This window comes from Fibrobacter sp. UWB3 (assembly GCF_002210405.1).
In the GTDB taxonomy this organism is placed as follows: Bacteria; Fibrobacterota; Fibrobacteria; order Fibrobacterales; family Fibrobacteraceae; genus Fibrobacter.
Window position 1 is genome coordinate 158,553 of sequence record NZ_MWQJ01000004.1, and the last position, 21,390, is coordinate 179,942.

At 49.0% G+C, this 21,390-nt stretch carries 12 protein-coding genes; 9 read left to right on the forward strand and 3 right to left on the reverse strand.

The window, feature by feature from the left end; all coding sequences use genetic code 11:
• The first annotated feature begins 117 nt into the window (after positions 1-117).
• The 9 genes from B7991_RS06420 (at position 118) to B7991_RS06460 (ending at position 15,737) form a co-directional block, all read left to right on the forward strand.
• Entirely contained in the window at positions 118-1,437 is a 1,320-nt protein-coding gene (locus tag B7991_RS06420) for a GntR family transcriptional regulator (RefSeq protein ID WP_088630091.1), read from the forward strand.
• Between the two features lie 277 nt (positions 1,438-1,714).
• The gene (gene eno, locus B7991_RS06425) at positions 1,715-3,130 is read left to right on the forward strand and encodes a phosphopyruvate hydratase (protein WP_088630092.1); all 1,416 of its coding nucleotides are present in this window, start codon (positions 1,715-1,717) and stop codon (positions 3,128-3,130) included.
• A 265-nt stretch (positions 3,131-3,395) separates the two neighbouring features.
• Entirely contained in the window at positions 3,396-4,562 is a 1,167-nt protein-coding gene (locus B7991_RS06430) for a ribose-phosphate pyrophosphokinase (RefSeq protein WP_014545977.1), read from the forward strand.
• A gap of 192 nt (positions 4,563-4,754) precedes the next feature.
• On the forward strand, positions 4,755-8,537 hold the full coding sequence (locus B7991_RS06435; RefSeq protein ID WP_088630093.1) for an ATP-binding protein: 3,783 nt from the start codon (positions 4,755-4,757) through the stop codon (positions 8,535-8,537).
• Positions 8,538-8,544: 7 nt separating this feature from the next.
• Positions 8,545-11,571 carry a response regulator gene (locus B7991_RS06440; RefSeq protein WP_088630094.1) on the forward strand — a complete coding sequence of 1,009 codons (3,027 nt, stop codon included), beginning with the start codon at positions 8,545-8,547 and terminating at the stop codon, positions 11,569-11,571.
• 125 nt (positions 11,572-11,696) lie between these two features.
• Complete coding sequence (nhaA, locus tag B7991_RS06445; RefSeq protein WP_254917870.1) at positions 11,697-12,983, forward strand: Na+/H+ antiporter NhaA; 1,287 nt, start codon at positions 11,697-11,699, stop codon at positions 12,981-12,983.
• 88 nt (positions 12,984-13,071) lie between these two features.
• Positions 13,072-13,428 carry a GIY-YIG nuclease family protein gene (locus B7991_RS06450; protein WP_254917871.1) on the forward strand — a complete coding sequence of 119 codons (357 nt, stop codon included), beginning with the start codon at positions 13,072-13,074 and terminating at the stop codon, positions 13,426-13,428.
• A 71-nt stretch (positions 13,429-13,499) separates the two neighbouring features.
• The gene (locus B7991_RS06455) at positions 13,500-14,444 is read left to right on the forward strand and encodes a hypothetical protein (RefSeq protein WP_088630097.1); all 945 of its coding nucleotides are present in this window, start codon (positions 13,500-13,502) and stop codon (positions 14,442-14,444) included.
• A gap of 39 nt (positions 14,445-14,483) precedes the next feature.
• The gene (locus B7991_RS06460) at positions 14,484-15,737 is read left to right on the forward strand and encodes a hypothetical protein (protein WP_217898043.1); all 1,254 of its coding nucleotides are present in this window, start codon (positions 14,484-14,486) and stop codon (positions 15,735-15,737) included.
• Between the two features lie 12 nt (positions 15,738-15,749).
• On the opposite strand, the gene B7991_RS06465 is transcribed toward B7991_RS06460, so the two are convergent.
• The 3 genes from B7991_RS06465 to B7991_RS06475 all read right to left on the reverse strand — a co-directional run bounded on the left by B7991_RS06465 (position 15,750) and on the right by B7991_RS06475 (position 21,376).
• Complete coding sequence (locus B7991_RS06465; protein WP_088630099.1) at positions 15,750-16,520, reverse strand: sulfite exporter TauE/SafE family protein; 771 nt, start codon at positions 16,518-16,520, stop codon at positions 15,750-15,752.
• On the reverse strand, positions 16,517-17,794 hold the full coding sequence (locus B7991_RS06470; protein WP_088630100.1) for a hypothetical protein: 1,278 nt from the start codon (positions 17,792-17,794) through the stop codon (positions 16,517-16,519). Before B7991_RS06470 ends, B7991_RS06465 begins: the two co-directional genes overlap by 4 nt.
• Positions 17,795-17,956: 162 nt before the next feature.
• Positions 17,957-21,376 carry a transglycosylase domain-containing protein gene (locus B7991_RS06475; RefSeq protein ID WP_088630101.1) on the reverse strand — a complete coding sequence of 1,140 codons (3,420 nt, stop codon included), beginning with the start codon at positions 21,374-21,376 and terminating at the stop codon, positions 17,957-17,959.
• Positions 21,377-21,390 lie beyond the last annotated feature (14 nt).

Genomic DNA, 21,390 nt, shown 5'->3' on the forward strand with positions numbered 1-21,390 from the left:
AAGATTGTATTTTGTTTCCTTACTTAAATTAGGTTACTAGGCGTTCCCTGTAGCTGAAATTTTTGTATGTTCGTGTTATAGTGTATCTAGTGTTATAAAAGAGGCGGGTGAGTTTTTATGACAATCGAAGATTTTTGCAAGTGGATTGAATCTGTTGGCTATAAGGATGGGGACCGGCTCCCGTCCGTGCGCGAGGTGGCTGCATCTTCGGGGGCGTCGACGTTTACCGTTTTCCGTGCATACAAGAAGCTAGCGTCTCAGGGGAAGATTTATGCAGAACATGGCAACGGCTACTTTTGGGGGGCGAAACCTAAAATCGAGGTGCCTGCGCATGAACTCGAAACGGAACGCGTAGAGCGATTGCTGCTGGAGGACTGGAAGTCGGGAAAGATTTCGGTTAATCGCCCGCTTCCATCAATCAAGGATATGTGTCAGTCTTATGCGACGACGTTGGGGACCATGCGGCGTACACTGGAATCATTGCATGCAAAGGGAATTTTGGAACGCAGGGGGCAAGGGCGTTATTATTTTGTCGATGCCCGGTTGGCGGTTTCTAAGACAAAAGAAATTCTCCTGATTATGCGCTGCAACCCTAACGGGGATTTTAATTGTCTTGGCGAACGCGAACTTTCGTTTATGCAAAAAGTGTATGTGGAAGCGCATCGCAATAACTTGAACGTAAAGGCGCTTGGCTATTACGAAGAAGAGGGCGCATTTTTGGATGCGAACGGCAACCGCATCAAGCTGGAAGAATGCCGAGGCTGCTTTGGAGCCGTTGTCTCGACGATGCTCGTATTCGATATCAATAAACTATTTGCAAAACTTGCGACAACGCGTTTCCCTGTGGCTGTGTGGTGGGAGCACCCGCTGTACGACATTCCGCGTGCGTTGAAAAAAGAAAAGCGGTTTGCTTTTTTTAACCTCGCTTTTGGTGAGTTCCCGGGACGCATTGTCGGGCGTTTTCTGAAGAAAAAAGGCTTGACGCGGATAGCCTTTGTTTCTCCGTATCACATGAGCATGTGGTCGAGGGACCGCTTGAAAGGTCTCAAGAATGTGGGGCTTGAGGTGTTCGAAGCGACTGATGCCTCGCATGCGAGCCCTTATGACTTTATGCAGGAACCGCGTGCGCATGCCCGTTATAGACAAATTTTAATGTCGCTCGTGAAAAAAATCCCGCCTGTGGATGCGTGGGTTGTTTCTAATGACAGGGTCGGTGTCGAGCTGATTTTGCTTGCGAACCAGGGCAAGATTCCGCACCCGCCTTACATGGTTTCGTTCGACAATTCTACGGACAGCTACCGCAATCGTCTGGATTCCTTTGAGTTCAATGTGGAAACGCTTGCAGAACAGTCCGTGTTTCACTTGGTTTCGCCTGGAATTACCTTGTATAAAACAGGCGATTTCCGTGAACTCTCGGGGCATGTTGTAGAAAAGTAATTTTTGTGGCACAAACTTTTGCTCAAGAATCTGCACTGGATTTGCAGGACTCGTTGGATGCAGAGGTTGAAAAATTCCTATTGCAGAAAGGGAGTTTTTCCCGAGAGGCTTTGTTGTGGATTGATTTGGGAGCGCTCGTGAGAATTACCAACCAGCGTCCTACTAACCTCTAATAACTAAATCTTCACATTTTTTTCTAACCACTAACCACGAATCACTAACCACTTTTTTATATTTAAAGCACAAAAAATTTTCACTTTAACAGAAGGTTAATAAAATGGCTAAAATCGCTAAAGTTTGGGCTCGTCAGATTTTGGATTCCCGTGGCAATCCGTCTCTCGAAGTCGATGTCACTCTTGACAACGGTATCGTTGGTCACGCAGCTGTTCCGAGTGGTGCTTCCACTGGTGAACGCGAAGCTTGCGAACTCCGCGATGGCGACAAGAAGACCTATCTCGGCAAGGGCACTCTCACTGCCGTGAAGAACGTCAACACCAAGATCGCTAAGAAGATCGTTGGCATGGATCCGTCCAAGCAGACTGAAGTTGATGACGCTATGATCGAACTCGACGGCAACCGCATGCTCAAGAACACGCTCGGTGCAAACGCTATCCTCGGCGTTTCCATGGCTGTCTGCGTTGCTGCTGCTAAGGATGCTGGCCTTCCGCTTTACCAGTACATCGCTAAGCTCCATGGCACTGAAAAGCTCACCCTCCCGTGCCCGATGTGCAACGTGATCAACGGTGGTGCTCACTCTTCCGCTCCGATCGACTTCCAGGAATTCATGATCGCTCCGGTTGGCGCTAAGACTTTCTCCAAGGGTCTCCAGATGGTGACCGAAATCTTCCACGCTCTTAAGGCTGTCCTCAAGAAGGGTGGTTTCGACACGACGGTTGGTGACGAAGGTGGCTTTGCTCCTGGCGTTGCTATCAAGCCGGCTAAGAACAAGTTCGGTTACGAAATCAAGGACGTGATGACCCTCGAAAAGGCTCTCGCTGCTTTGAAGACCGCTACTGAAAACGCTGGTTACGTTTTCGGCAAGGACATCAAGATCGCTCTTGACGTTGCTTCTTCCGAATTCTGCGACAAGGAAACTGAAAAGGAAGGCTCCAAGGCTGTTACCTACACCTTCAAGAAGAGCACCAAGAAGACCCTCAAGTCTGCTGAAATGGTCAAGCTCTATGAAAAGCTCATCGACAAGTACTCCATCTTCTCCATTGAAGACGGTCTCGATGAAGCTGACTGGGCAGGTTGGAAGGTTCTTACCGACAAGCTCGGTGGCAAGATCAACCTCGTTGGTGACGACCTGTTCGTTACCAACCCGACCATCTTCGACGAAGGCATCAAGGCTGGCATCGCTAACGCTATCCTTATCAAGGTGAACCAGGTCGGTTCTGTTTCTGAAACCCTCGCTGCTATCAAGCGCGCTCAGGTTGAAGGCTATGCTCCGATCGTTTCTCACCGTTCTGGCGAAACCGAAGACACCTTCATTGCTGACCTCGCCGTCGGTACTGCCGCTGGCCAGATCAAGACTGGTTCCCTCTCTCGTACGGACCGCGTCTGCAAGTACAACCGCCTCCTCCGCATCGAAGAAGAACTCGGCAAGGCTGCTGTCTACGCTGGCGATCCGCGCAAGGGTGCCAAGGCTCCGGCTAAGAAGGCTGCTTGCAAGAAGGGCTGCAAGAAGGCCTAATCAGGCGAGAGTCGCGACGGCAAGCTTGCTTGCCGGCATGACCGAGCCGCTTAGGACTGCGCTACGAAGTAGCGCAACGCTAAGTAAGGCGAACGTCGCGACTGCGACCGTCTTTTTAGAACAAAGTATCTAAAAAGAGCCTCGGCGTTAAGCCGGGGCTTTTTTGCATTTGGCAAATTTCTCGCCCTTAAACTTGAAACGTGGATAGATTCTAACTATATTTGGCAATAACACAAAAAACAACCCTTAAATCAAGGCTAGGAAAATGTCAGATCGTTTTATCGTGACCGGCAACTTTACCGATGATCCGTTTGCCATCGACATGGCTCAGTACATCGGCCTCCGTGAAGATATCTCCGACGTGGTCTCCCTGAAGACTTTCGCCAACTCCGAATTCTGCCCCCGCTACATGCTGGATATGGACGACTTGGAACATATCGGCAAGCGCCTGGAAGGCAAGATTGTCTTGATTTGCTCTGTTTCTAACCATGAACGTAGCCGTAACGACTACGCCATGCGTAACTGCATCCTCGCTCGCGCCGCCAAGGACAACGGTGCAGAACAGGTCGTCTTGGTTGAACCGGACCTCTTCTACAGCGCCCAGGATCGCGGCCCGCACCGCATCGGTGAACTCGAAAAGGATCGCCCGGACATCGACCTCAAGAAGTTCGACGGCCAGGCATTCACGAGCCTCCTTTACGCTCAGCTTTTGAAGACTGCTGGTGTCGATGCCGTTGTCACTTGCCACAACCACAGCATCAAGGTGCAGAACCTCTTCAACGAAATTTTCGAAGGCAACTTCCACAACTTGATCCCGACGGACGTTTACGCCCACTACATCAAGAACAGCAACTTTGTTCAGACCGGTAAGGACGGCAACAACCTCGTGATCGTCTCCCCGGACAAGGGCGCACGCCCGTTCATGAACGCCGTGTTCGACGCTCTCCAGCTCCCGGAATGCAAGCGCGTCGTTATGGACAAGGTCCGTACTGGCGAACGTGAAATCAGCATGACCTTCAACCCGGAACTCTCTGATATCAGCATCGAAGAAATCGAAGGCAAGGACGTGATCGTGTTCGACGACATGGTCCGTACCGGTACGACGATCGTGCAGTGCTGCGAACACATCAAGAAGGGTAACCCGAACCGCGTCTGCTTCGGTGTCACGCACTTCCACACCAGTGCCGAAGCCCGCGAAAAGCTCAACAGCCCGGCTATCGACGAAATCCTCACGACCTCTACGCTCCCGGATATCATGAACCGTGACTGCCAGGGCCGTCTCCGTAAGAAGCTCACCGTGCTCAAGCTCGGCAAGTGGATTGCTCGCCACGTGATGCAGATGTACGGCATGGACGATGGCCGCTTCGAGAAGGACTTCTACAAGATCGATATGTCCTCGAAGAACCCGCGTTGGCCGCCTGCATTCTTCTAATAGAGTCTGTATATGGAAAAAAAGTCCGGATGCCGCAAGACATCCGGATTTTTGTTTTTGAACTTTTTTCTGGAAAAGTGGTTTAAATGTCCGGAGAAAGTGTTGTTTAGCTTGACATAAATATTTTCACTGATTTGAAATTTTAATAATAAAACGTATTATTTTTATAAGATAGGATATGGGAAGCAATTTATGGCTGATGAACACTCGATACCGTTGACGACAAATATTTTGGACGGGGTAGGCATAGGGCTTTGGGCTGTCGAAATTGATGACGGCTGCGCTCCACGTATGACTGCGAATCCGACCATGCTCAAGTTGCTTGGGCTTGAAGAGGGTGTCTCTGCCGAGGATATTTTCCATGCCTGGTTTGATAATATCGACCCGGAGCATTTTGCCGAAGTCAAGGCGTATGTCGACAAGATGAGTGCAGGCGAGGCGCCTGAAATTCAGTACCCTTGGCATGCTCCCGATGGCCGTGTCCGTTTTGTCCGTTGTGGTGGAACCCGTAATTTTCACTATAAGAAAGGTGTGAGGCTTGAAGGCTGGCACAAGGATATCACTGAGCTTGCGCTAATCCAGAAGACCACCGAAGAAGAGTTGCGTGACGAAATCAAGACGATGGATCTTGATACAAAGCGCGAACGCTTGCAGAGTGCCCTCAACGAAAAACTTTATGGAAAGGCGATTCTCGACAAGGCGTATAGCTATTTCAAGGTTAACCTTTCCGAGGGCAAAGTCTCTCGCCCCTTTATCCAGATTATTGAAGGCAAGTCCGTCGATGTGAGCGATTCGTTTGGCGAAGACTTCCCGCATTACGATGCGATTATCGAGAAGATTGCAGACCAGCTCGTAGATAAGGATTACCGTAAGGCTTTTGTGCAGCACCTCTCGGCAAAGTCGCTCATTGACCAGGTCAAGAAAGGTGATTCCATCCCTGAATACACTTGCCGTTTTTATTCGCCGCATATCGGCTGGCATTACAGCCGTTTTGTCTGCTACGTTTCTAAGAACGAAATCCTGAATGAATACCAGGCGATGTTGGTCGCTTATAACGTCTCGGAACAGCAGAAACAGGATGCCGCAATTCGCGACTGCATCGATGTTCTCTATAAGGAAAATCGTTCCAAGGACGCTATCGAAGAACTGCTTGCAACGCTTGCCTCTTATTACGATGCCGACAGGGCGTATATCCTGGAATGCGACAAGGAAAGGGAATTCCTCAGTAGCACGTATGAATGGTGCCGCAAGGGCGTGAGGCCCAACAAGGCGGGGCTCCAGCATATTCCATTGGAGATGATCAATCCGTGGATTGAATCCGTGGGCGATATGGACGCCGTCTATCTCGAATCGCAGGATGATGAATACGGTGTCTGGGAAAGGCTGTACAGCTCGTTGCCGGTTCTAGATATCAAGAGCATAAGCGTTTCGACGATTGCTTCGAATGAACAGCGTTACAGTTTCCTTGTTTTAGACAACCCCAAGGAATCGCAGAAGAATTTTGCTGTACTCAAGCTCGTCGCGAGTTTTGCTGAAAACGAAATCAACCGCAGAAAGCGCATGGACGAAGATGCCGCTGTGACTTCGCTCTTGGCGTCGGACTACTCGTGTATTTTCTATTGCGACCTGGAATACGACCTGGTGACAGCGCACAAGCTGAACGCGAACATCCAGAAGATGCTTGGCGATTCTCTGGGTGAATTTACTTATAGTGGTGCGATTAATCATATCGTCAATAAAGTTGTCGCTCCTGAATATCAGGATGCCGTGCTGAAAAAACTTTCGGCCAAAAGTCTCAATTCGCTCTTGCAAAAGAAGGGCGTCACGAGTTTTGAGTTTGTGAGCTATTTGGACAAGTTCTGCGAATGCAAGGTCGTTGCCGTCAACAAGGGGCAAAAAGCTTTTGTGATTGGCTTTGCCGACAAGGATGAACAGATCCGCACGGTGCGTATGCATCAGAAGAAGATTGAACAGGACCTGGAAATCATTGATGTCTTGGCGTCGGAATATTCTTCTGTTTATTACATTGATCTTGAAAAGGATGCGATTACGCCGTATTCGATGAACAAGGAATCGGAGTCGCTGTTTGGTCGTCGTTTCCGTTCGGGTGTTTCGTATTCCAAGGCCTTTGAAGAATATGTCGATGGTGTTGTTTGGGAACGTGATCGGCAGATGATGCACGAGGCCGGAACGCTTGACAATATTAAAAAGCAACTTGTTCGGCAGAAGACTTTTATCACGACGTATCGCGGGAATGTCGATGGCAGGCCGCACTATTGCGAAATGAAGTTCGTGAAGGTGGGCGATGAATTCGATAAGCCGAAGGCTGTTGCGCTTGGCTTTGCCGAAAAGGACGACCTCATCCTCAAGGACTTTGTGAACGACATCCTGTACGATGATTACGTGTCCATCTACTTTGTGAATGTCGAAGACAATTCGTTCCGCACCATTAAATCTTCGAATGTCTCGTGGGTCGAGAAACGCCCGCTGTACAGTTCGTACTCTTCCGAAATCAAGCAAATCAGCAGTATTGTCTCAGACGAATTCCAGCAGGATTGGCTGAAGCTGTCGAACCTGTTCTATGTGCAAAAGTTCTTGAAGGGGACCGACCAGCGCGAACTGGAATTCAAGATCGCAAGCGGTGAATGGCTGCGTGCAAAGTTCACGACTATCGAACGCAATGACGATGGCGAGGTTGTCTCGTTTGTGCTTTCGTTCTTGCTGTTGAGCGATGACCAGGTTGAAAAACTGGAACTGGATGCAAAGATTGCCGAGCAGAACGACTTGCTTGAAAAGCAGCAGATCATGTTGCAAAAGGCGCTTTCGATGGCGCAGTCTTCGGATCGTGCAAAGACGACGTTCCTCTCGAACATGAGCCATGATATCCGTACGCCGATGAATGCAATCGTGGGCTTTACGGGCCTTGCCATGGCACACATTGATGAAAAGGAAGTGGTTCTCGATTACTTGCGCAAGCTTGGCCAGAGTTCCAATCATTTGCTCTCGCTCATTAACGATGTGCTCGACATGAGCCGTATCGAATCGGGCAAGGTTGTGCTTTCGGAAAAAGACGAAGACCTGATTGAAATTATCAACGCCCTCAAGGACATTGTGCAGGCCGACGTCGATACGAAGAAACTCTCGTTTGATGTGAATATGAATATCTATGATTCAGGAATCGTGTGCGACAAGCTGCGACTGAATCAGGTGATTTTGAATGTCCTTTCGAATGCTATCAAGTACACGCAAGAGGGCGGCTCGGTTACAATGGTGGTGGACGAACGGGAATCGGAAAAGCCGAATTCGGCTCGATTTGAAATCCGTATTCGCGATAACGGCATGGGCATGAGCGAAAAATTCCTGAAGACGATTTACGAGCCGTTTACGCGCGCCAATTCTTCGACGGTGAGCGGTATTCAAGGAACTGGCCTTGGAATGTCCATCACGAAGAACATTGTCGAGATGATGGGCGGCAGCATTCAGATCTTTAGCGAAGAGAATAAAGGTACTGAAGTTGTCTTGAGTATCGACTTCAAGTTGCATGGCAAAAAGAGTGTCGGTTCCCAAATGCAGATCGGTGATTTCAGCTTCAAGGGCAAAAAGATTTTGCTTGTCGAAGATAACGAAATGAACCGCCAGATTGCATGCGATATTCTTGACGACAACGGATTTATTGTGTTTACGGCGGAAAATGGAAAACAGGCTGTGGAACTTATGCAAAATGCAAAGCCCGGGCAGTACGATCTTGTGCTCATGGATGTGCAGATGCCTATAATGGATGGCTTTGCGGCAACGCGTGCAATCCGCATGCTTCCGGCAGGTTATCAGTCCCGCATACCGATTGTCGCCATGACGGCAAATGCCTTTGAAGAAGACCGCAAGGCGGCCCTTGATGCAGGCATGGATGAACACATTTCGAAACCTATTGACATTGACAAAATGAAGTATATTTTGTCAAGATTCCTCAAGAAGTGATGACTGAATGCTGAAAAATATTGATGGTACCCATAATGACAAGGTGATGCATAAGGATCACCTTGTTTTTGCTGTAATTCTTTTTGTGGTGACGGCTTTTGTTTTTTTGTTTATCTGCCAAAAGGTTTTGAAAATCGTTGAAGACGGTTGCTTCAATAGACTTCGTGAATATGCCGAGGTGGCGTCGAACGAATTTATAATGAATAACCTGCATTACGGTGGAGCGCTCCAGTTTGTGGCGGATGCCTTGGGGGACCGTGGCGATTATTCTGTGGATAGCCTGCAGCCGAAATTGGGTGAAATGCAGCCGTTTTTGCGCGACCAGAAAATCAGCATTCTCTTGCCGGGCGATACGGTGATTTTGCCAGATGGCGTGGTAACGAGTTCCTCGAAAATGAAGTTGTCCTTTGAACAGGAGGCAACGCCGAATCCGCATGTGACGGTGCGCCTTGAAAGCGATAAGCAAGAAGAAAAGCTCTTGTACCATTTTGTGCCGATTAAAAGTCATGGTCATACGGTTGCTGTGGCCTACTGGAATTTCAGTTTGGGCTTGATCCATCAATACTTGCGCAAGGACAAGCGCTATGACCGTAAAATGTACGTGTACGTCATCAATCGCGACGATGGCCGCCTGATTGCAGATACCAAGCACGATTCGCTGAAGAGCGTCCATGATTACAAGAACGAGATGGATAATGAAAAGGGCTTGTTCTCTGCCCTTGTGGATAGCGTCCTTGCTGGCGCTTCTGGTGAAGCCTGCTTCGAAAACTACTGGGAAGAATCGAACTGTTTCTATTACAAGCCTTTGGCAGTGAATCACTGGAGTATTGTGATTTCGTCTCCTGAAAAGGTGGCGATGTCGGCAATCCATAAAGTCCGCTTTATCCTTCTTTGCTTTGGCATTGTAGTGCTCGTGTTTTTTGCGGCTTATTTTGTGTTGCTCCGCCGTGTGGCCATCCGAAGCATTGTGAACGAGACTGAACGTATGAAACAAGACGAAGTGGGCAAGGTGCGCTACATGCAGATGAAACTTCTCGGTCTTTTGTCCAAGAACTTTATTCACATTTACTACGTGAATCCGGAATCGGGATCGTATGTTGTTTACCCGAGTGCCATGAACGATCTGTACAAGGAAATCCTCAGCCGGTTTGACTGTAACGTTTCGCTGTACGACATCATGAACAATGATGAGCTCACGAAAATCCACAAGGATGATTTGGAACTTTGCCATAGCGTGTTCAACAAGGACGCTTTCCTGGAGATGATGGGCCCGAATGAGTCTAGAAAAGTGGTGGACATGCGCTGGTTCATCAATGGCAACTGGGTGTGGCTGCGTCATACGCTGATTGGCCTTGCTGATGGTAAGGGCGATGGCTATGTGCTTATTGGTGTTGAAGACGTGAACGACGAAAAGGTCGCTATCGAAGCCGAACGTGAAAGACTTTCGGTAATCAAGGGCCTTTCGGAAGACTTTACGCTCGTGAGCTTTATCAATCCCTCTACACGTGAAGATCATCTTTATTACGTCAAGAAGAATAACTGGGCGGATAATCCGAACTGGAAAAAAGTTGGAAATTTTGAGGACCGCTTAAAGCTGATTGCAAATACGCTTGTGCATCCCGATGACCGCAAGATGTTTATGGAAATGACGTCTAGCGAAGTTGTGAGTGAAAAGCTTGCGGCGAAGGGCGCCTATTATGTCAACTACCGCATGATTATCAATGGTGTGGTTGAATATTGGCAGCTCAAGTTTGTGATGGCGGGTAAGGCTCCTGATGCGCAGAACCAGATCGTGGCGGGCTTTATCAGTGTCGATGAATCCACTCGTTTGCAGCTGGAGCAGAAGGAACAGCTCGAAACGCAGGCTGAGGCTTTGAAACAGGCGCTCTCGGCAGCACAGGCCGCAAACAGTGCCAAGAAGGAATTCCTCAATAGCATAAGTCATGAAATCCGTACGCCGCTCAATGCCGTTATCGGCCTTACCTCGATTGCGTCTGCGCATTTGGGGGATAGCGAACGCGTCAAGGATTGCCTTGTGAAAATTGACCAGAGCTCCGATCGCCTGCTTTCGATTATCAACGACATTCTCGACATGAGCCGTATTGAATCGGGCAAGTTCGACCTCAAGGAAGCTCCGATGCACTTGTTTGAAGTCGTTCATGAGGTGGAACGCGATATCCGCAATGACTTGCAGGCGAAGGACCTCAAGTTTGAGCTGGATTGCGTCGGCATCAATGATGACGAAGTCGTTTGCGACAAGGAACGCTTGCGCCAGGTGCTCCTCAAGGTGCTTTCGAACGCGATCAAGTTTACGAAGGAAGGTGGCTCTGTCTCGATGAGCGTCAAGGAAACTCCGCTCACGAAGTCTAGCTATGCGGCCTACGAGTTCCGCATCAAGGATAACGGTATCGGCATGAGCGAAGAGTTCCTCAAGACGGTCTATGAACCGTTTACGAGAGAATCTGCAGTGTCGAGAGATGTCCGCGGCATGGGCCTTGGACTTGCCATCACGAAGAACTCCGTCGAGATGATGGGTGGCCAGATTGAAATTGCGAGCCGCTTGAATGTCGGTACCGAAGTCACGATGACGTTCGAGTTCAAGCTCGTGCAGTCGAAGAAAAACGACGAAAGCAATGATACTGCCAACTCCGGATTTGCAGGAAAGAGAATTCTCCTTGTCGAAGACAATATCCTCAACCGCGAAATCACGATGGAAATCCTCCAGGACAATGGTTTTATCGTGACGGCGGTGGAAGATGGCGATATTGCCGTGAAAATGCTTGCAAAGGCAAAATCGAGGCCGTTTGACGTCGTTTTGATGGACGTTCGCATGCCGGTGATGGACGGTTACGAGGCGACAAAGCGCATCCGCGCGTTCGAAAACAAGGATGTTGCCGAAATCCCGATTATCGCCATGACCGCTAACGCATTTGACGAAGACCGCAAGGCTTCTTTCGAGGCGGGCATGAACGAGCATATTGCAAAGCCGGTCAGTATTGAAAAACTGAAGGACGTGCTTGCGATGTTCTTGTAACGGACTTGTAGTTTTATTCCTATTTATCTGTTACAACGGCGGTACGGCTCCAAAAAAATGTAAAAAGTTATCTATATTGAAAACATATGTCAGCACGAGTAACAAGCAGCGATAAAATTGAAGATATGTTTCCGGAAACCCCGGTACGTAAGATTATCACCCCAATCGAGCGCCTGATGAAGGTGGAGACGACGGGCGGCATAGTGCTTATCATTATGACGCTTGCGGCTCTCATCTGGGCGAACCTGAGTCCGTCATCGTACGAGCACTTTTGGCATTTGCCGTTCGTGGTGACGATAGGCAGCTGGGTGGGCACTGGCGACTTGCACTGGTTCATCAACGATGCGTTGATGACGATATTCTTCTTCAATATCGGACTTGAAGTCAAAGGCGAAATGACCTACGGCGAACTGCGCGACCCGAAGGCGGCAAGCCTCCCGATTATCGCGGCTGCTGGCGGTATGCTTTTCCCGGCGCTTATCTACCTCACGCTCTGCCCTCAGGGTACGTCACATGGCTGGGGAATCCCGACGGCGACGGATATCGCGTTTGTGGTGGGCTGCATGGCGATTCTCGGCAAGAAGGTGCCGCATGCGCTCCGCGTGATGATTTTGACCCTTGCTATTGCGGACGATATCGGCGCGATTCTAGTGATTGCGATTGGCTACCCGAGCGGCGACGGCATCAACTTTAGTGCTCTTGGAATGGCTTTTGTGCTCCTTGCCTTGTTCAACGTGTTCTTCCGCATTGGCGTGCGCAACATGCTGCTGCTCCATTTCACGGGTATTGCCGTGTGGGCGTTCTTTGTCAAGTCCGGTGTGCACCCGACGATTGCTGGCGTGCTCCTTGGCCTCTCCGTGCCCGCAAAGGCCGTGGTGGCGAAAGGCGTGGTGGCCCAGTTTGCAAGTGGCGTAGGCAACGTGCTTTCGGGCGAGACGAAGGACCGCAACGAACAATATGAAGTATTTACGATGCTCAAGCGCGGGGCAAGCGAAAGTGTCTCCTTGCAGGAACGTTTGTACAAGATGCTTGTGCCTTGGGTAAACTTTGGCATCATGCCGATTTTTGCGCTTGCAAATGCCGGTGTCGAAATCAAGCTCGGTGGCCTTGACGTGCCTGTGCTTGGTGCTGTGGCTCTCGCTCTCATCTTCGGTAAGCCGATTGGTATTTTCCTCTTCAGCCTCCTCTCTGTGAAGATTGGCGTTTCCAAGAAGCCGAGCTACTCCTGGAAGGTCCTTTGGGGTGGTGGCATGCTTGCCGGTATCGGATTTACGATGGCTCTCTTTGTCACTGGCCTTGCTTTTGAGGACGGTGCAAACAAGGATTCTGCAAAGCTTGGTATCCTCCTTGGAAGCTTTAGTGCCGCCATCCTCGGTACCATTTACATGAGTATCGTATCTAAGAAAGAATAGTTGGTGGAGTTTAGAACTTAGGAATGTCATGCCGGCCGCAGCCTGTGCTGAGCGTAGTCGAAGCATGCCGGCATCTCCATATACGGTAATGACCAAAGCTCACTACGTCTATATGCTCCGTTGCAAGGGTGACCGCATTTACACGGGCTATGCCGTGGATGTCAACGCCCGCTATGAAGAGCATTGCAGTGGGCGTGGCGCGAGGTTTACCAAAGCGTTCCCGCCGGAATGCATTTTACAAACATTCGAACTTGAAACTCGCGAAGAAGCGCTCCGCCTAGAGGCTCGCATTAAAAAGCTCAAACGCCCGCAAAAGGAACTCCTTGCTGCGGGTGATTCTGCATTAGAAGGTGAACTGCGAGCAGGCCTTGGCGAACGCCTAAAGCCGAAAAAGAAACGTCGGAAACAGAAATCGAAAATTCGCAAAGCAAAAACCAACGCTTAAGTGCTAATGCGTTTGGTGTTGCCGATGAATGCTATTGTTTTAAACGGCTAATGAATGTACATTATTTATGTATGTTATCTATCGAAGACGCCAAAAATCAGGAAGACCTCTTCCAAATAAAGTCCGCCATCATGAGCAAGAAACTCGAAGATGTTGGCGGTCGAAAAGGCGTGATGGAAATTTTGAGTTTGTCCCTAGATGCGTATAAGAATGAGGATTACGAAAAGTCTCTCAAAATTCTTGAACCGCTAATGCAGGTGCTTAAAGAACATCCATTTGTGTCTAGCGATGATGTTTGCTATGTCGCTATTTCGGACGAAATGGAATGGGTGCTTTATCAGCATTTTTACCAGAACCCGTCGCAACAGGTAAAGAACGTCAGCGTCGTCTGCCCGATGGACTGGATTTACCGCCAATATGCGCTTGCTGCATTGGATTTGGGCGACTACTCTACGGCGTTGAAGGGCGTCACCGAAGCGGTCCAGTGGAATCCGACTTCTGCAAAATGCAGGATCTTGTATGCGATGCTTTGCAGTGCCGAAGGCCGTTGGGAGAACTTGCTCAAGGAAATCGTTTCTGCCATGAAGTACACGTATCGCTCTAGCGATATGATCCATTGCTTCCGCTTTTTGAAAGATTATTTTATGTACAAAAAGATGTACGATGTGGCTGTATATTGCAGTTTTTTACGGTCGCGTTTTTCATCTTCTGAAAATGTGCTCATCGAAATCGTTGGCGATATGGTCATGCTCCTTAAGCGCACGAATTTTGACTACAGCAGCATAAACGATGACGATATGATTGCTGCTTGTAAAAAGTATGGGTTTATGCCCAACTTTAATCCAGAAGTAATTGCAGTAGCTCAAGACAGTTACGAAGACGCCTTCCTTGCAAAAGATACAGGGCGCGCCGCTTATTTCGCACAAATCATGGAAGACCTCAAAACGGAACAAGAAAAAAGAGATGCCGTGAATCTACGGCAACTCTTCGAAAGTCACAGAAATCCGGTGAGCTAGAGTTATTTCATCACTAGGTCAACAACAAGCGCGATTGCCATGCCGATGCTGCAAATGCTGATGAAGCGTTGGTTTTTGGGCTTGGCGAATCGCTTAAAGTCTGCGATGCAAGGCTCCGTTGTGAAAAGCAAGGGTGGGAAAGTTCAAAAAAAGAATCTTAAATTTATGGATCTTTTTTTGCTGTTGAAAAAAAATTTATATTTCAATAAATCATTGTTGAATGTTACAAATTGCAAGGGGTATGTTGTGATTCATAGAAATGGCTTCATGAAAAATTTTATACTTATTTTTTTTGCTTTTGAAATACTTTTATGTACGGCTGTGCTAGTTTATTGTAATTACTTGAAAAATGAAAATCTAAAAGAGCAAATGACTTTTTTTTATTCAGATGAAAAAGAATTTCATCTAGCTGCAAATGTGTCTAATGAAGCGGCTGTTGCGGCATGTGTGGAAAAACGTTTAAATGAAAAGTATTTTCAAAAAGATTCTGCACCGTTAATTTATGGAAATGTTTGCTATAAGTTTGTGAATTTTAAAAATATTATATTACAAGATAGTGCCAAGGCTGGGATTGTTGATGATATTCCCTTTTCTACTCCAATTAAAAGAATTAAGGAAATTTTCCCTAAAAATATTCAAAAAAAAATTTTGTCAAATTGGTTTGAAAAGGATTCTATTATCTTAATTGGAGAAGAAGCGAATGAGATTGCAAAATCAACATATAGTTTAAAAGTTCCCTACTATGATACTGTGATCGTATCATTTCATAGAGAGGATGTTGGTTATAATGAACGTGAGGCGAAAAAAGTGATAGAGTCAAAATTCTATCGTGGAAATAGTTCGTCTGAACATCGGGTTTATGAAGGTGAGTTTTCTTTTTGTCGAGAAAAGGGTATATCCTTTGAATTATTGTATTTGGGCAATGGATTATCTTATTTTTATATAAAAACAATGAATCCTATTTATAGTATGAAACAAATAAAGATTGTGGATGTGTGGAAAAATAATTTCATTCCTATTATTGAATTATGCGATGATTGCGAGTTTAGAAAGGTTGATTCTGCTTATTATGAATTGTCAGGGATGGTGGAAACGACCAAGGCTAGGGGAGATTTGATTTTAAAAAAGTTCGTTACCCCCAAATTACAGTTTTATGCACTCTTCCGAGATAGTTTACTTGGTGTAAGGAAAAATTTATATACTGAAAATAATCTTTATTCAAATAGATCCGATTCTATTTTTTATACAATTGATGTTGATATAAATCGAAATGTTCGGAAATTCCTTGATTGATGAGAAAAATACTTATTTCATCACCAAGTCCACCACGAGCGCGATTGCCATGCCGATGCTGCAAATGCTGATGAATCGCTGGATGAACTTGTTGCCTTTTTTGCGTTGCGTGAAACTGCCGAGGTAGCCGCCGAGCCATGCGCCTGCGGCCATGATAATCGCTATTGGCCAGTCAATTTTCCCTGCGATGCCGAGTGCCACTGTGCTTACGATCAGGAACACGTTCGTAAGTGCATTCTTGACGGCGTTCACGTGAATTGGGTCTAGTCCGGTGTACCGCGTGAGTCCAAATATTTGCACGAACCCAACGCCCACCTGCACAATGCATCCATAGACAGCGATGGCGAAAAATCCGATGGCGCCTTTGACGGTGAGTTTTTCGGGCGGGTTCTCGGGAGGCTTTCCGAGAATGTCCTTGCGCAAGTTGCTCATGATGACCACAAGGCAAATCACGACGGCGAGAATTGCCTGGAAGAGCTTGTCTCCAATGCGGACCAAGAAGCATGCGCCAAGGAGTGCGCCGAAGAATGTCGGCAGCAGTAGCTGGAAGAATATCTTCTTGTTCAGGTAGCCGTGACGCGCAAGATTGTAGGCGCTGCTGAAATTCCCGATGATGAGTCCGATGCGGTTCGTGCCGTTGGCGACGGTCGCGGGGAGCCCAAGGAAAATCATGATGGGGAGGCTAAGTGTAGATCCTCCGCCTGCGATGCTGTTGATAAGGCTTACGACTGCACCCAAAATAAAGAACGCCGGGTACTGGGCGTAATTCCACCAGTCTGTCACTTGGCGAGTTCCTTTTCAATAAACTTTCTGTTGCTTTCGACTTTTTCGCGCTGCGTTGTTTCCGGGAATTCCGCAAGGCATTTGTCGAGTGGAGCGATGGCGTCGTTCAGCAATTTCTTTTTCTTTTCTTCGTCCGTTTGCTTCAAGGACTTGGCAAAAATCTGCGATGTTGTTTTGCGCTGTTTGTTGCAGTAGGCATCGGCAAGGACGATGTACTTTTCGTTTGCTTCTTTGCGGAGTTTGCTCGTCTTGAGCTTGTTGAGCAAATCTTTTGCCTTGTCGAACTTCTCGTTTGCGATGAGCGTGTCGGCCTGGGCGAGCGCCTTTTCAGGGTCTTGCTTTTCCCACATTTTGGCGGTCTCGGAATCGGTAGCCTTTTCAAGTTCGTCAACATGATTCAGGAATGCCTGCACATGGAGTGTGTCTTCGAAATCGCGGTAGCGGATGCGGAATGTTTCGGTCTGCTTACGGGCTTCGGCGAATTGTGCCTTTTCGTCGGCGAGAACCTTGATTTCGTTAAATTCTTTCGATGCTTTCTTGAGTGTGTTCGTATAAGCGATTTTCTTTTGGTCTTTAGCCCAGTTTGCAAGTGAGTCTCCCGGAGCGAGCTGCGCAATCAAACTGTCTGCGGTTTCGGCGACCATGCTGTATGAGGCTTGCACGCGGTTCATGTTCTGAATCTGGAGTGCCATTGACTCAAATTCTTTTGCCTTTTCTTCGCGGCGCTTGCCGAAAGCTTTGCGGAGCGTGTCTGAATGCGCTTGCCATTTTTCCCACATCGGAGCCATAGTCGAGAAGCTGTTCAAGATGACGGAGGCGGAGTCCGTTTGGCCTGCGCGGCTGAGAGTGTCGGCGTAACTAAAGACGTAATTGGCGAGTGCTGGGAATGCCTTGTACGGGTCCATCGTCGTTTCGAGTGTGCAATGCGAAAAATGCGTCTTGTCGCATGGCGGCAACATCATCAAGACCGTATCGACTCGAGTTTGTACGAGAATGGTCGGCGTCTGTTCCGGAGTCAAAATTTGGTCGGGCGTTGAGAGCTTGAATTGGTCGAGAATCTGCGAAGCGCTATCGCCGGTGACGACCTGCATCTCGGAATACTTGCCGGTCTGCGTTTCTGCAGACTGGACTGTATCTTGCCCGATGACTTTAGTGAACGGAGTTTCTGTGGGCTTTACGTCTGGAGATGGGCATTGACTTGTCCCGATGCATGCGGTGAGCGAGAACGCTGCGGCGAATGTGGCTGCCTGAACGAAAACCGTTGATTTAGACATGAAACACTCCGAAAAAGTTCAATATTCCTGCGTTATCAAAGATAATAATTAGAATGTGTAAAACCTAGTGCAGTCAATAGTCATTGGTCATTAGTTGTTAGAAGCCGTGATGGCTTCAGCTGCTTAGCTATTGACTAATGACCAACAGCTGATAACTAATTGTTACTCAGCATCGGCTTCGATGGGTACGAATGCATTTTTGCTGCTGAAGTTTTCGGGCAAATCCCAGTCATCATCCTTGGGCATGGCTGCCTGCGGTTTTGGCGGCTGAACTGGTGTGAACGTCTGCTGCGGATCAAGCGGAATCTGCTTTGCGGCTTCCGTTGCCTTCTTGATGGAATCTGCCTTCATGACTTCTGAAACTGGCCTTGCATCAGCAGGGATGACTTGCTGCGGCTTCGGCGCACTTGTGATTGGCGCTGTCCCAGCTTGCGCTGTTGCATTTTGTGCGGTCTCGGCCGGCGTCGTAGCGCTTGCTTGCGTTTGCGGTGCGGCCGTTGGCGTTGCGTTCTCGGCGCCTGCTGCACCCGGCTGTGCGTTACTCGGTGTTGTCTGCGGCATCGGCAAGCTCACGACAATTCCAGATTTTGCAATTGTTTCGGCGGCTATCTTTTGCACTTGCGGTGGTGTGAATCCTGGCACATCGAGCCACGGGAGCGGGCGGCCTTTTTCGCCGTTCACCAAAGCTTCACCGGTCATCGGGTCCACCGTGAGTTCTCCACGTTCGTTTGTCAGCATCAGCGGCACTTCGCCCGTGGCGATCATCGAAATGTCTAGGAAGTCGATTTGCTTCGGAATGCCGAGAATGTCGATTTCTTCCTTCGCAAACGAAGCCCATTGTGGCAAACCACCCGAGGCGCCTGCAATACGCGTGCGTCCCGATTTCAAAGGCTTGTTGTCGTCAAAGCCCACATAGCTACCAATGGCAATCACGGAATCCAGTGCAATGCCGTTCTTTTCCTTGACGTACGTCGGGAGCGCACCAAGGAATGCCACGTTGCGGTAATCGTTTGTCGTACCCGTCTTGCCCATTACCGGGTAACGGAGCTTTGAGGCCCCATCTGGATTCTTGACGCTCAGTGCGGTGAGCTGGCTGTGTGCCGTACCGTTTGTGAACACGGAGCGCAACATCACGCCCATCTGCGTTGTCACGGTATCGTCAAGCACCGTCATCGATTCCATTTTGTTCCTGAAAATCGTACGGCCGTCGCGGTTCTTGATTTCCTTGATAAAGCAGGCTTCGGTCCAGTTAGCGTCCTTGCATTTGAAAATCTTGCCTGTGAGGAGCGTCTGGTAGGCGGTCGTGATTTCGGCAAGAGTAATGTCGTTCACGCCGAGTGGCATACTGAACACTTTCTGCAATTTTTGGTGGATGCCGATTTCGTTTGCGAAGCGGGCGTAGTCGGCCATCGCAAGCGCACGGCGGTAATCCGGCCAGTAACGCAGATGAGCCATGTCAAAGTAATCTGCATCGCTATCGACCGGTTCAATCATGGCGTTCAAACGTTTAAAGTCGGCAAGCGTAAAGTTTTCAATCAGCTGTACGGAATCGAGCGGCAAGAGCTTTGTCGATTCATCCGGGTCGAGTTCCTGTATTTCGCGGGCGCGCCAGATTTCAGAGTAACGCTTGAAGTTGTGGTTCACGTACTTCGTGATTTTCGGATCGCGCTTCGCTTGTTTCAAACCAATGTCCGTAAACGTGCCGTAGCGCAAGTTCTGCACGGCGCGGGCCTGCAATACCTTGCCGTCGTTCATATAACGTTCCACGAGCGCATCGCGTGCCTTCGTGAATTCGATTTCGCGCTTGACGTCTTCCTTCATCATGAGGCCGAACTTGTCGCGCAAACGTTCCACGAACTTGATGCGTTCTTCATCCGGATTGCGGGCAAAGCCGTTTTCACGGGCCACGTCTTCGAATTCCTTGTCCGAGAGCTTGTCCAACAGGTGTTCCAAAAGCCAAATACTTGCGATGTTTTCGGAACGCGTAGCGGCCCATGCAATGCTGACAACGTCACCCTTGTTCTTGTGGTCCGGGCGCGGGAAGTAGAACTGGTTCCCGTACTGGAAAGCGTTGAATTCGTTTTCAAGATTGTCGAGGTAGTTCCAGTGGTACTTGAGGGCGAGAGCATAAAGAATCGGCTTCCAGCTAGAACCGAGTTGGCGGAGTGCCTTGAAGCTACGGTCAAATCCCGTGTTGTGGAATCCGCCTTGGCTCGCGAGTACCTTGCCGTTCTGGATGGCGACGAGTGCGCCTTGCAGCACCGGTTCCGTTTCAATCTTGCACTGGGCATAACCGTCAATCGGGGTTTCGTCAATAATGCTCACGAGGAGAATGGCGCCCGGCTTGAGCTGGGTCGCGAGAATCTTGTTCACATCGCCACCGGCGAGCTTGGCAAAGTCATTCACGGATTGCTCCGTGACAATGCCCTTGAGCTGTCCGAAGTTCAACTTGAGCGATTGCAGCCTGCCGGTTGTATCGTAGAAAACGCTATCCACGGCGCCGTAGAGGTAATCGCCCTTGCGAGCGGTGCGGGCGCGGTTTGCAAATTGCGCCTTCGGGAGTACAAAGCCACCGAGCTGTAATTGCAAGTTGCTGATGTTTGTCTGCAATGCGCGTTTGGCGGCGTCCTGCGACTTGGCGTTCAAAGTTGTCGTGATTTCGAGCTGAGCTTTGCGCCAGTCTTCGATGCCTTCCTTTTGGAAAAGTTCGTGGAAAAAGTCGCTGTCGAGGCGTTCTTCCAAGCGTTCGAGCGTCGTGCTCATTGTGAAGCGGAAGTTGCCGTGGTTGAATTCCAAGGGCTTTGCGGTGGCTGCATCCATGTCGGCCTGCTCGATGTAGCCTTCTTCGACCATGCGTCCGAGCACGTAGCGGAGTCGTGTCTCGCCGCGTTCGATTGCCTTTTGCCTGCGTTCTTCGGTGCGCTGGATGAACGGATCGTAGTTGAACGGTCCCTTCACCGAGCCTGCGATGAATGCGCATTCGGCAAGCGTCAAGTCCTTGAGTTCCTTGTTAAAGAAGTACTGGGCTGCGATAGCCACACCCTTGCCCGTACCCGAAACGTGGAACTGATTCAGGTAAAATTCCAGGATGTCTTCCTTGGTAAAATGCTTCTCCATGCGGAGCGCGTTCAAAAATTCCTTGAGTTTTTCCTTGACGCTACGCTCTTCGCGACCAAAAATGTTCTTGACCGCTTGCTGCGTGAGTGAGGATCCGCCCTGGCTGACACGCCCTGATTTGATGTTATTGACCATGGCGCGCATGAAACCCTTGAGGTCGTAACCGTTGTGGGTCCAGTAACGGGAGTCTTCGGCGGCGATAAGGGCGTTGATCAAGTTGACCGGAATATCGCCGTAGGGTACGTACACGCGGTGGTTCGCGTCAAAGAATGCTCCGAGCAGGTTTTCGCCGTCTTCATAGAAGACGCGGGTTTCGCCGGAGAGCACCTGCAAAATATTGGCGCGGTTGAATTGGTTGTCCGGGTCGCGTTCGGGGAGGATCTTGAACACGACTATATAAAAGGGGATGTAGCAAATCAAGGCTACAAGGAAGATGGCGACGATGATTTTGACAAACTTGTTCATGTTTCCGTAAATTA